This window comes from Actinomyces oricola, from assembly GCF_004104015.1.
Lineage (GTDB): Bacteria > Actinomycetota > Actinomycetes > Actinomycetales > Actinomycetaceae > Actinomyces > Actinomyces oricola.
Genome location: NZ_RYFV01000014.1, coordinates 35,901 through 48,196 on the forward strand (window position 1 = coordinate 35,901; position 12,296 = coordinate 48,196).

General features: G+C 70.1%; 8 protein-coding genes and 1 pseudogene. 3 read left to right on the top strand and 6 right to left on the bottom strand.

The features are described 5' to 3' along the window. Window positions 1-8 precede the first annotated feature (8 nt). Window positions 9-1,469 (top strand): replicative DNA helicase, encoded by a 1,461-nt coding sequence (dnaB, locus tag EUC46_RS07065; RefSeq protein WP_128773475.1) that lies wholly within the window; start codon window positions 9-11, stop codon window positions 1,467-1,469. A 128-nt stretch (window positions 1,470-1,597) separates the two neighbouring features. Here dnaB and EUC46_RS07070 read toward each other — a convergent pair whose 3' ends face one another. Next, window positions 1,598-2,401 (bottom strand): hydroxymethylpyrimidine/phosphomethylpyrimidine kinase, encoded by an 804-nt coding sequence (locus tag EUC46_RS07070; RefSeq protein ID WP_128773476.1) that lies wholly within the window; start codon window positions 2,399-2,401, stop codon window positions 1,598-1,600. Window positions 2,402-2,555: 154 nt separating this feature from the next. On the opposite strand from EUC46_RS07070, the gene EUC46_RS07075 reads away from it, so the two are divergent. Both EUC46_RS07075 and EUC46_RS07080 read left to right on the top strand, forming a co-directional pair. Beyond that, window positions 2,556-4,592: an alpha-amylase family protein gene (locus EUC46_RS07075; protein ID WP_128773477.1), complete on the top strand. Its 2,037-nt coding sequence runs from the start codon at window positions 2,556-2,558 to the stop codon at window positions 4,590-4,592. A gap of 198 nt (window positions 4,593-4,790) precedes the next feature. Further along, on the top strand, window positions 4,791-6,614 hold the full coding sequence (locus tag EUC46_RS07080) for a glycoside hydrolase family 13 protein (RefSeq protein ID WP_128773478.1): 1,824 nt from the start codon (window positions 4,791-4,793) through the stop codon (window positions 6,612-6,614). A 147-nt stretch (window positions 6,615-6,761) separates the two neighbouring features. Here EUC46_RS07080 and EUC46_RS07085 read toward each other — a convergent pair whose 3' ends face one another. The 5 genes and pseudogenes from EUC46_RS07085 to EUC46_RS07105 all read right to left on the bottom strand — a co-directional run bounded on the left by EUC46_RS07085 (window position 6,762) and on the right by EUC46_RS07105 (window position 12,140). Beyond that, complete coding sequence (locus EUC46_RS07085) at window positions 6,762-8,492, bottom strand: carbohydrate-binding domain-containing protein (protein WP_128773479.1); 1,731 nt, start codon at window positions 8,490-8,492, stop codon at window positions 6,762-6,764. Between the two features lie 31 nt (window positions 8,493-8,523). After that, window positions 8,524-9,360 carry a polyphosphate polymerase domain-containing protein gene (locus EUC46_RS07090; RefSeq protein ID WP_421701468.1) on the bottom strand — a complete coding sequence of 279 codons (837 nt, stop codon included), beginning with the start codon at window positions 9,358-9,360 and terminating at the stop codon, window positions 8,524-8,526. Window positions 9,361-9,455: 95 nt separating this feature from the next. After that, a pseudogene (locus tag EUC46_RS07095) lies at window positions 9,456-10,034 on the bottom strand (DUF4956 domain-containing protein); the annotation flags it as partial. 141 nt (window positions 10,035-10,175) lie between these two features. After that, window positions 10,176-11,339, bottom strand: coding sequence for a PTS sugar transporter subunit IIC (locus EUC46_RS07100; protein ID WP_128773481.1), 1,164 nt, complete (start codon window positions 11,337-11,339; stop codon window positions 10,176-10,178). 291 nt (window positions 11,340-11,630) lie between these two features. Continuing rightward, complete coding sequence (locus EUC46_RS07105) at window positions 11,631-12,140, bottom strand: transcription repressor NadR (protein ID WP_128773482.1); 510 nt, start codon at window positions 12,138-12,140, stop codon at window positions 11,631-11,633. Window positions 12,141-12,296 lie beyond the last annotated feature (156 nt).

Below are 12,296 nucleotides of genomic sequence, written 5' to 3' on the forward strand. Positions count from 1 at the left end.
AGGCCCTCATGAGCGACACTGATCACACTGCGAGTGCCCCACAACCTGGAGGCGCGCCCGGCACCGGCCGGGAGTACGCCCCGACCGGCGCCCGCTTCGACGACGCCTTCGATCGCCTCCCGCCCCAGGACCTCGATGCGGAGATGGCGACCCTGGGCGGGATGCTCCTGAGTAAACAGGCCATCACCGACGTTATTGAGGTGCTTCGGGGCACCGAGTTCTACCGGCCCGCTCACGAGTCGATTTTTGCCGCCATTATCGAGGTCTACAACCGCTCCGAGCCCGCCGACCCGCTCATTGTGGCCGACGAACTGGCCAAGCGCGGCGAGCTGGAGCGCGTGGGCGGCGCCCCCTACCTCGCCTCGCTTATGGCGACCGTCCCCACCGCCTCCAACGCCGCCTACTACGCGCGCATTGTCAAGGAGAAATCGCTCATGCGGGGCCTGGTGCAGGCCGGCACCCGCATCGCCCAGTTGGGTTACTCCACGGACGCCGGCGATATTGCCGACCTCGTCACTCTGGCGGAGGCCGAGGTCTACTCCGTGGCCCACTCCGAGGGCGAGAAGGAGGACTACATCCCGGTCGGAGAACTGCTCAATGAGGCCAACCTGGAGATTGAGGCCGGTCAGAGTCGAGAGACCGGCGGCGTCACGGGCGTGCCCACTGGTTTTGTCGAGCTTGACGAACTCACCGGCGGACTTCACCCCGGGCAGATGATTATCGTCGCCGCGCGCCCGGCCATGGGCAAGTCCACGCTCGCCGTCGACTTCTGCCGCTCGGCCTCCATCCGCGTCGGCGGCAAGCCCCCCATCCCCTCGTGCTACTTCTCCCTGGAGATGGGCCGCATGGAACTCATGATGCGCATTCTGGCCGCCGAGTCCGGGGTAGACATGAATAAGCTGCGCGGCGGTCGCCAGATGGAGGAGCGCGACTGGGAGGACGTGGCCCGCGCCTACAACCCGGTCTCCGAGGCGCCCCTGTTCATTGATGACTCCCCGAACCTGACCATGCCTGAGATCCGCTCCAAGGCGCTGCGGCTCAAACAGCACTCCGGACTGGGGCTCATGGTTATTGACTACCTCCAGCTCATGAGCTCGGGCAAGCGCGTTGAGTCCCGCCAGCAGGAAGTCTCGGAGTTCTCCCGCTCCCTTAAACTCCTGGCCAAGGAATTGGAGATCCCGGTCATTGCCGTCGCCCAGCTCAACCGCGGCCCCGAGCAGCGCACCGGCAATAAGCCCCAGATGAGTGACCTGCGCGAGTCCGGATCCCTGGAGCAGGACGCCGACATCATTATGCTGCTGCACCGCCCCGAGTACTACACCCCTGAGGAGCGGCCCGGGGAGGCGGACATTATTGTGGCCAAGCACCGCAACGGCCAGACCCGCACCATTCCCGTGGCCTTCCAGGGGCACCTGTCGCGCTTCGCCAATATGGCCCGCGACATTACCCCCGAGCCCGCCTACGAGTGAATCGCCCGTCGGCCTTCGCAGTAGCCGGCCCGGGGCGGATTGGCAGGGTCAATGCGCCCCGGGAGGAGGACTCGGGGTGCGGGTCCCCACTCCGTTGGGCCGACCCGTTGGGCCGGCGTCGACCGGGATCAGGGACGGTAGGCGCCCTGGTAGACGCAGTCGAAGGGGGCTTTGCCGTGCATCTTGTTCTCTATGGCCGACACGACAACCCTCTTGGCGGTACGGGTGGCCGCCAGCGGCGTCGCCCCCTTGGCGATTTCAGCGGCAATGGCGGCCGCCAGGGTGCAGCCGGCGCCCGAAACCCGCTCGCGACCGACGGCCGGCGCCTCGAGCACCTCCAGGTCCGTGCCGTTGTAGTAAACGTCCAGGGCGGTCCCGGTGTCCAGCAGTGTGCCGGCCTTGGCGACCACGTGGGGGACGCCCTGGTCGTAGATGCGCTTGGCGGCGTCCTTGAGGGCCTCGACACTAGTGATTTCCTCGACTCCCGCCAGCACCCGGGTCTCGAAGAGGTTGGGGGTGACGACGTTGGCCTTGGGCAGCACCAGCTCGCGCAGGGCGTTGTCCACATCCAGGGCGGCACCGGGCTCCTGGCCCTTGCAGATCAGGACCGGGTCGAGGACCACCTGGGGGAAGGCGTAGTGATCGAGGGCCCGGGCTACGACCTCAACGGTGGCCGGAGTGCCCAGCATGCCGATCTTGACCGCGTCAATGCTCCCGTGAACGCCGACGGCCGCCTCGATCTGGTCGGCGATCACCTGAGGGTCGACCGGCACGAAACGGTGGTTCCAGTCGTGGGCGGGGTCGAAGGAGACAATGCAGGTCAGGGCCGTGGCGCCGAAAACACCCAGCTGATGGAAGGTCTTGAGGTCGGTCTGGGCGCCAGCGCCGCCTGAGGCCTCTGATCCGGCGATGGCGAGGGCGATGCGTGTCATGAGTCAAGCCTGCCCCCTGGTGCGGCGACGGCCTAAACGGGGCGCGGCGCTTCTCACCAGGCGGTCGGGTTGCGCCCGGCACCGGCGGGTCCTCCGGCCTACTCCCGTCGCGAAGCACCTGTTCTTGGCGGTGCTTATCGGCGACCATAGGAACATGAGCGCTGCGCATGTCCATGCTCCCTCCGACGTCCAGCCGCTCGATAGCGTGCCGACCGCCGTCCGCGACGCCGTCGAGCCGATTCTTGTTGGGCTCGGTACCTCCGAGCGCGACATCTTCCTCACCCGCCTGGAGCGCTGGCTCCCTGACGTCCTTGACGGCCTGGCCACCCTCTACGGACCGGCCGCTACCGCTACGGCGGCAACGCTCATGGCTGACGCCGCCCGCGCCTACACCGAGCGCCTCCCCGAGCTGCGGCGCCTGGACCTGGCCCGCACCCTGGACCCCACCTGGATCCAAGACCCCAGCCGCATCGGTTACTCCGCCTACACCGAGCGCTTCGCCGGAAACCTGCGCGGGGTCATCCAACGCATCCCCTACCTGCGCGAACTCGGGGTCAACTACCTCCACCTCATGCCCCTGCTCACCCCCCGCCCCGGGGACTCCGACGGCGGCTTCGCGGTGGCCGACTACCGCACCGTGCGCCCCGACCTGGGCACCATGGAGGACCTGGCCGCGCTCACCGCCGAGCTGCGCAAGGAGGGGATGAGCCTGGTGGTCGATCTCGTGCTCAACCATGTGGCCGCCGAGCATGAATGGGTCCAGCGCGCCCGGGCGCGCGAGTCGCGCTACCACGACTACTTCCTCATCTTCTCCGACCGCACCGAGCCCGACGAGTACGAGCGGACCCTGCCCGACGTCTTCCCCGACTCGGCCCCCGGCAACTTCACCTGGGACGAGGAGGTCGAGGGCTGGGTGTGGACCACCTTCAACACCTTCCAGTGGGACTTGAACTGGCGCAATCCCCACGTCATGGAGGAGTTCGTCTCCATTATCCTGAACCTGGCCAACCACGGCGTCGAAGTGCTGCGCATGGACGCCATAGCCTTCATGATCAAGCGCAAGGGCACCGACTGCCAGGGGCAGCCGGAGGTCCACGCCATTACCGAGGTGCTGCGCGCCATTACCCGCATTGCCTGCCCCGCCGTCGATCTCAAGGCCGAAGCCATTGTGGCCGCCACCGAGCTCCTCCAGTACCTGGGCCAGGGCCGCTACACGGGCAAGGTCTCCGACCTGGCCTACCACAACGCCCTCATGGTCCAGGTCTGGTCCATGCTCGCCACCCGCGACGTCAACCTCGCCGCCCGCGCCCTGTCCAGCCTGCCCGTCGAGCCCTCCACCGCCACCTGGATCACCTATCTGCGCAGCCATGACGACATTGGCTGGGCCATTGACGACGACGATGCGCGGGCCGTGGGCCTGGAGGGCTACTGGCATCGGGTCTTCCTGGCCGACTGGTACACCGGGAACTACCCCACCAGCGACGCCCGCGGCCTGGTCTTCCAGTACAACCCGGTCACCAACGACCGCCGCATTGCCGGCACCGCCGCCTCCCTCATTGGCCTGGAGGCCGTGGCCGAGGCCATTGAGGGCATTGACGACGGCACCCCGGACTTCGAGATCGATTCCTTGCGGACGTGGCGCGAGGAGCGGCTCAACGCCATGCGCATGGCCTACGCCATCCTCTACGCCTGGGGCGGTGTGCCGGTGCTGTGGAGCGGCGACGAGCTCGCCCAGTTCAACGACCCCAACTGGGACACCGAGCCCGGCCACGAGCACGACACCCGCTGGGCGGGGCGCCCCGTCCTGGACCAGGCGCGCATGAACAACCGCCATGACCGCAATACGATCGAGGGGCGGGTTTTCACCGAACTGGAGCACATGGCGAAGGTGCGCGCCTCCCTGCCCCAGCTCAGCGCCGATGTGCGCACGCAGATCGCCCCGGTTGACGACGACGGCGTCCTGGTCACCTACCGCGACCACCCCCGAGGCAGCTTCGTCGGCGTCTACAACGCCACTCCCGACTGGCGCTCCATCCCGGCGTGGCGCCTGGCCGAATACGGCGTGCTCGGAGCGGTGGACGCCTTGACTAACACCGTCCCCTTCGGCTCGGCCTCCCTGGCCGGCGCCGGGGACGGCCAGGTCCCCGTGCCCCCCTACGCCGCCTGGTGGCTGGTGCGTTCGACGGACTGAGCCCGGGGCCTGAACCGCGGGCACCAGGACGGTCGCGATGACGCGGTCTTGTGGCTGCGCATGCTCGCCGCGCCAGACCGGTGAGGATATGCACGCCAAGTACAAGGAGACGTCCCGCGGCGGGCTGGCGGTCAATGTCGTGGAGTGCTGATCGTGTCAGTGGTAAATCGTGTCAATAGCGGCTGGCATGATGCTCTGATGGACGATTCACGGGCGCATTCCCCGGCCGAGACCCGCGCGATTCACGATCTGACAGGCCCGACAGAGCCGACAGGGGCCGGGCCGGTGCGCCAATGGTGGAAGGACGCCGTCGTCTACCAGATCTACCCGCGCTCCTTCGCCGACTCCGACGGCAACGGCATTGGCGACCTGCGCGGCGTGACCAGCCGCGTCCCCTACCTCGCCGCACTCGGTGTGGACGCCGTCTGGCTCTCCCCCTTCTACCCCTCCGCCCTGGCCGACGGCGGCTACGACGTCGACGACTACCGCGACGTCGCCCCCGAGGTCGGCACCCTCGCCGACTTCGACCGCATGGTCGCCGCCCTCCACGCCGCCGGCATAAGGGTGATCGTCGACATCGTCCCCAACCACTCCTCCAACCGTCACCGGTGGTTCCGCGCCGCCCTGGCCGGGGGCCCCGACGCCCCCGAACGCGCCCTCTACCACATTCGCCCCGGCACGGGCCCCGACGGCATGAACCCGCCCAACGAGTGGCGCTCGGTGTTCGGCGGCCCCGCCTGGGAGCGCATCACCGACCTCGACGCCGACGGCACCCCACTGACCGGCCCGGGCACGCCCCGCCCCTACCAGTGGTACCTGCACATCTTCAGCCCCCAGCAGCCCGACCTCAACTGGGACAACCCGATGGTGCGCGCCGACTTCCTGACCACTTTGCGCTTCTGGTGCGACCGGGGCGTGGACGGCTTCCGCGTTGACGTCGCCCACGGAATGGCCAAGGACCTGGACGCCCCCCTGCCCCCCGACGCCCAGAGCCTCTCGTGGCCACTGCCCCACGACGGCTCCCACCCCCTGTTCGACCGCGACCAGGTCCACGAGATCTACCGCTCCTGGCGCGACGTCCTCAGCTCCTATGATCCGCCGCGCTTCGCCGTGGCCGAAGCGTGGGTGCAGCCGCCGCGCCGGCCCGCTTATGCCGCCGGCCTGGGTCAGTGCTTCAACTTCCAGCTCCAGGACGCCGACTTCACCCCCGCCTCCCTGCGCTGGGCCATTGACGCCGGGGTGGCGGACCTGGCCGCCTGCGGCACCACCACCTGGGCCCTGGGATGCCATGACACCCCGCGGGTCGCCACCCGCTTCGGCTTCGACCTGGCCGACGGCGCCCCCGCCGACCATGGTCAGGCCGGCCCCGGCGGCGTTTCCCAGCGCCTCGCCCGTCGTTGGATCCTCACCGACGGCGCCGCTCCCGCCAACGACCCTGAAGCCGGCAGCAGGCGCGCCCGGGCCGTCGCCCTACTCGAGATGGCCCTGCCCGGCACCATGTACATCTACCAGGGCGACGAACTCGGGCTGCCCGAAGTCCCCGACATCCCCGAAGACCGCCTCCAGGACCCGCTGGCCTTCCGCAACCGCACGGTGGAGAAGGGCCGCGACGGGTGCCGCGTGCCCCTGCCGTGGACGGTCAGCGGCAGCTCCTACGGCTTCGGGCCCGAGCGGGGCGCCGACCCCCACCTGCCCCAGCCCCGGGGTTGGGGCCGCCACAGTGTGGAGGCCGGCTGGGCCCGCGCCGACTCGACCCTGGCCCTGTACCGGCGCGGCCTGCGACTGCGCCGACGGGTGTGGGGCGCGGCCGGGGCGGCCGGGGCAGCCGGGGCTGCCGAATTGCGCTGGCTGGACACCCCCGCCCACGTCCTGGCCTTCGCCCGCGGCGACCTGGAGTGCTGGACCGCTTTCGGTCGGCCGGCCCGGCTCCCCGAAGGAGAGCTGCTGGCGGCCAGCGCCCCGGTCGAGGCGGGAATCCTGCCCGCGGACGCGACTGCGTGGGTCCGCCGGATCAGACAATGACGCCGGTGGGGAGCGCACTGCGACCCCGGCCCCGGACACCGCCCCGGCCCCGGACGCGGCCCCAATGCCTGGAATCCTGCGATTCCCGGCCGACGGCGCCCGCTTGGGGAGCACTCCTCCACCGGCGTCGCCGGTCCGGGCGCCATGTCAGTTGCCGCCGGGGCCCCCGCCCGCGCCCGGATCCGCGCCCGGGCCCATGTCCGGCCCCGTGCCCGGTCCCATGTCGGTGGCCAGCGAGGCGGCGGTGCCGGTGGTCGAGCCGCCCGAAGTAGTCGCCACCACGTACTGCTGGCCCTCAACGAGCCCCAGCACCGTTATGGCCTCGGCGCTCAAGGCGGAGGTCAGAGTCTGCGTCGTCCCATCGGCGGCCGTGACCGTGATCGTGTCCCCGGCGCTCACGCTCGGTCCCCCCGTGATACCGACCAGCGTCGCGGCGCCATTGGTGTCCACCGGGCCGTCCATGGAGCCAGTGGTGCCATTGACCACCACCAGCCCCCCGGTCACGGCCGCCGAGCCGTTGGAGTCAATACCATCGGAATAGGTGTGGGAGATCTGCACGGTGCCCCCTGAGATTGTCAGGACAGAGCCGTCGTCGGCCTCGGAGTCCACCTCCCCGTAGCCGGCAACGGTCAGGTCGCCATTGGAGGCGTTTATGCCATCGTCGCCTGAGGCGATGTTCAGCGTCCCGCCGCCGACGTTGATGAAGACGGCCTGGATTCCCTCGTCGGCGGCGTCAATGGTGACGGTGCCGGAGTCCTGGGTGTAGCTCACGGCGGCGTTAACGCCCTTGGGGGAGGCGGAGGTGTCCTCCGCGGCCTGCTGGCCGGGGCCGCCCTGCTCCTCAGCGACAGCGTTGGCGGTGCCGCCGCCGGCGGTGATGGTCAGCGTGGTGCCGGCGACGGTCACATCAGTGGTGGCGCTCACGCCGTCGTCCCCGGCACTAATGGTGATGCTCGCCCCGCCCAGGGCCACGAAGCCCTTGTCGACTTCAGTGTCCTCCGAGGACTTCAGGCCGTCCCCGCCTGCGGTCACGTTCAGCGTCCCCGACTCCACCACCAGATAATCCTTGCCGCGCAGGCCATCGTCGGCGGCGTCCACGGTTATGGTGGTGGCCCCGGTGACAATGAGGCCGTTCTTCGAGAAGATGCCGTCATTGAAGGAGCCAGTGACCTTCAGGGAGCCGGTGCCGGTGATCGTCAGGGTGTCAGAGGACCACAGGGCGGCACTGGGGGCGTCGGTGGAGGTGTCGGCGTAGGTGGCGCCGTCGGCGAGCGTATTCGTCGAGCCCCGGGCCAGGACCACAATGGCGTCCCCGGCGTCTTGGATGACGACGGCGGCGCCGTCGGTGTTGGTGACCGTGGCGCCGTCCAGCACCAGGCGCACCTGCTCATCGGGGGCGTTGACCACCAGCTGGCCGTCGCTCAACGTCCCGGACAGGACATAGGTGCCCCCGCCGGTTATGGTGACGGTTGAGCCGTCCACGCTCACCGAGGCCGCGTCGGTGCCCGAGGCGCTCGCACCGCCCCCCTCCAGGGTGATGGTGGTGGCTGAGGCCGAATCGTAGGTGCCGGCGTCATCGGCCGTGGTGGTCGAGTCGGTGACCTCCGCGTTGGCGGCCGCAATCTCGGCGACGGTGGCGCCCGTGGAGGCGGCGGCGACGTCGGCGGTGATCTCGGTCCACACGGTGGCGGTGGATTCGGAGTCCTGGCTCGTGGAGGCCGCAGTCACCGACGACGTACCAGACGACGTACCAGTGGAGGTGACGGAGCCTCCCTGGCAGCCGGCCGCCAGGGCGATGGCGGCCAGGAGGGCGGTGGCGCCTCCGACGCGGCGGGTGGAGCGCCGGTTGATGACGCGGGCGCGCAGTGGGTTGCTCATATTCTTCAGTCCTTACGTGGGTGCGGTGGTCTCAGGCCGCCAGGGCCCCGGTCAGGAGCCGGTGCCATTTGTTGGCGGGAAGGTGCGGCTCCAGCAGGGCCAGGCCGGTGGCGTACTTCGAGATGGTCGAGGGGCGGTGCCCGCACTCCCACAGGAGGCGGTCGGCGGGGCCGGGGCCCGACGACGGACTCTTCGTTTCGACAACGGCCAGGTCCCCGAGGCTCGCTTCGGCCAGGGGGAGGGCGGTGTGCGGGTCGAGCCGCCACCAGGACAGACGGGTGTCGAGGGTGACGCGAGCCTGATTGGCGGGAAGGTGGAGGGTGTGGCGCTGGTAGGTGGTGGCCAGGGTCGGGGTGAGGGCGTGCACCACCTCGCCGGCGGCACTGGGCGGGCAGGTGCCCGAGGAGCACAGCGCCTGGGCCACGAAGGCCCGGCCCTGGTCGGTGAGCCGGTCGGCGCTGTCAATGTTCCAGGGGCTGCGCTGCTTGACGGTTGCGCCGCGGGCGCCGCGGGTCTTGACCTCCAAGAAGCACAGGCCGGAATCCAGGTAGGAGCGGGTGCGCACCTTGAAGCGCCGACGGCGCTTGCGGGCGGCCAGCAGGTAGGAGTCGAGTCCGGGGGTGTCGAAGTACGTCGAGGCGTAGGCGAAGGTGCGCACACCGTTGATCTGAAGAACCCGGGCGTGCTCGGCCAGGGAATCCACGAGCTGTTGGGCGGCCTCCAGGGGAACCAGGTATTTGCGGTCAATGCGGGTCAGCAGGCTGGCCTCGGCCTGGAGCTCGGCCAGGCCGGTGGTGGGCAGGGCGCGGGTGCGCAGGCGCGTCGCCGTGCACATGGTCATCTCCGTCATCGTCGTTATCTCCGTCATCTCCTGGGGGCCGGGTCGGGCCGGGGTCAGGCGCTCATGGCGTGCTGGACGCCGGCGGAGGCCGCCGGGGCCAGGTGGCGGGCCCCGACTGGCCGGGGCGGGGCGCTGGGGCGACGGGCCAGCCGGTAGCGCACCGCGACCAGGGTGGTGTCGTTGACCAGGTCCAGGCGCTGGACTTCCAGGGAGCGCACGTGACCGCCCAGAAGCTGCTCGAGGTGGGCGGTCAGCGCCGTCTCGTCCGCAATGGCGCGGTCGAGCTGGATGATCTGGTGGCGGCTGCGGGACAGTAGCGCCGGGTGGTCGCCCATGAGCAGGGCGGCCACCACCAGCGCCATGAGCAGGGCCACCAGGGCCAGGGGCGCCGTCTGGATGCCGCCGAGGAGCCCCAGGGCGAGGGCTGCGAAGAAGTAGGCGATCTCACCCTGGGAGATCTCGGTGGAGCGCAGGCGGATGATTGACAGGACGCCGAAAAGCCCCAGGCCCAGTCCTGCGGTGACACTGGCGCTGGCCAGCAGCAGGGTGACGGCCAAGACGCCGACGTTGACGCCAATGTAGGCGGCCACAAGGTCCTTGCGGCCGTGGCGGGGGATGTAGAGGGCGCCGACCAGGATGGTCAGGGCCACCAGATCCACGGCGACATAGGCCAGTATGGGGATGAGCGAGGTCAGAGTCATGGGGGCTCCTGGGGTCGAGGTCGTGCACGGCCGCATTGCTGCCGCGCCTTCAGGCCCTCAGTCAAGGAGCCGAGCCCGTGAGGGAGCTGTGAAAGGCGTGTTCCGGGGGTATGAGGTCGCCGGGGTGGCCCTGGCCGCCCCTCAGGCCGCGGCCAGCGCCATGTCCCCGGGCCTGATCCAGCCGCGGGCCCGCATGACCTCGCTTATGAGGAGCGTCAGTGCGGCGGGGGCCAGGAAGTGGAATAGCACGATGGTGGCCAGCAGTGTCCCGCCGGAGGTGGTGGGGGACATGGTCTGCCAGGTCATGATCTGGCCGACCAGCCCCGCTGAGCCCATGCCCGAGCCCACCGCATTGCTCTCCAGGTGGAGCGCCACCGTGGCCACCGGGCCCAGAATGGCTGAGGCGAGCGTGGGCGGCACCCAGATCAGGGGGCGGCGCACAATATTGGGCACCTGGAGCATGGAGGTGCCCAGGCCCTGTGCGAGCAGTCCGGCCCAGCGGTTCTCCCGGAAGGAGGCCACCGCGAAGCCCACCATCTGGGTGGTGCAGCCAATAGTGGCCGCCCCGGCCGCAATGCCCGACAGTCCCAGAATGACCCCCAGGGCCGCTGAGGAGATGGGCAGGGTCAGGACCATGCCCATAATGACAGCCACAATGACCCCCATGAGGAGGGGCTGGCGCTCAGTGCCCCAGTTGACCAGCCCGCCCAGGGCGGTCATGGTCCGGGAGATGGGCGGGCCCACCAGCAATCCGGCGCCGCCGCCGGCGACAATGCAGCTCAGCGGGGTGACCAGGATATCCACGGGGGTGCGCCCGGAAACCAGGCGACCAACTTCGACGGCGGTGTAGGCGGCCAGGAAGGCGCCCAGTGGTTCGCCGGGGCCGCGCAGGAGCAGGGCGGTGCCGACGTCGTCGGTCACCAGAGCGCTGCCCGCCAGCAGGCCGGAGGCCAGGGCGCCGATTTGCCCGGCGACGGCCGCCGACACGACGACGAAGGTATCGGCCCCCAGACGGCGAGCGGTGCCCAGGCCAATGCCGGCGCCGGTGACGGAGGAGGCCACCCGGCCCAGGAGGATGAGGGCGGTGCCGGCGGCGCCGGGCAGGAGGCCACCGACCTGTACCAGGATGGTGCCGACAATGAGGGTGCCGAACAGGCCGTGGGTCATGCCGGTCAGGCCCTCAATGAGAATGCGGTGGGCAATGGCCTTGAGCCGCAGGGCCGCCCGTGGAACCGGGGCGGTTCGCCTCGGGGGCGCGCTCGGGGGTGCGGTTGTCTCAGTGGGGGCGGTCGCGTCGGCGGTCATGGGGGCTCCTGGGTGCGGGGAGGAGTCCGGTGGTGCCGGGCCGGCTCGGCCGGGGCGCACCACCATCCTTCTGTCACGTCATGTGTCATGACAGTAGCATTGTTGGGGTGGCGCCGGCTCTTCGCCGTGTCGGGCGGGGCGGCGAGCGCCACCGTGGCAGGCACGGAGCGGCGAGCGCCACCGGTGGCTTCCGCGGTGGGCCTGGCGGGATTGTCCGGGCCATCGGGGCGCTTGCCCGGGCCGTCGGGCGCTGAGGCGCCCCGTGTGCCGGGGCGGTCGCACTGGCCGGGTCTACTGGGCCTCGCGCAGGAAGCCGAGCCGATCCAGGCCCGCGGCAATGGCGTCGAGGGCGGCCTCGGAGTTGGCCTCAACGGTGTGGGTGTGCCAGCCGTTGGTGAGTTCGGACAGGGCCGAGGAGTTCTCCAGGCGCCTGAGGAAGGCCTCGACCTCGGCCCGGGAGTGCAGGTGAAGGTCAACCGTGATCTGCCCATAGAGGCGGTGCTCGATAGAGGTGTCCAGGACCGCCCCGCCCTCATTAATGATCACGGCGAGTTCGGCGGCGATGTCCTCGCGGGTGTGCTGGACGTAGAAGGAGCGGCGCGGACGGTTCGAGGGGCGGGCCAGAAGATAACCGCGGTTGGTGGCCAGGACGGGGCTGCCGGAGGTTCGCAGCAGGGCGACATCGCCGACGACGACCTGGCGGGAGACCCCCATCTCCTCGCCGAGGAGGGAGGCCGACAGCGGACGGTCGGCGGATTCCAGACGGCGCAGAATGGCGGCGCGGCGGGCGGCGGCGTCCATGCGTGACCTCCTGGGCGTCAACCAAGTGCTGGCGCTTGGGACGGTAGCACGCCCAACCGGGGGCGACACGCCGAGGTGCGTGTTTTCGGAGAAGGATTTTCTGCGGTTCCTCCCCAGGGTGTGGGTGAGGTGCCGGCGGGGCGGGCGCAGTGGCTG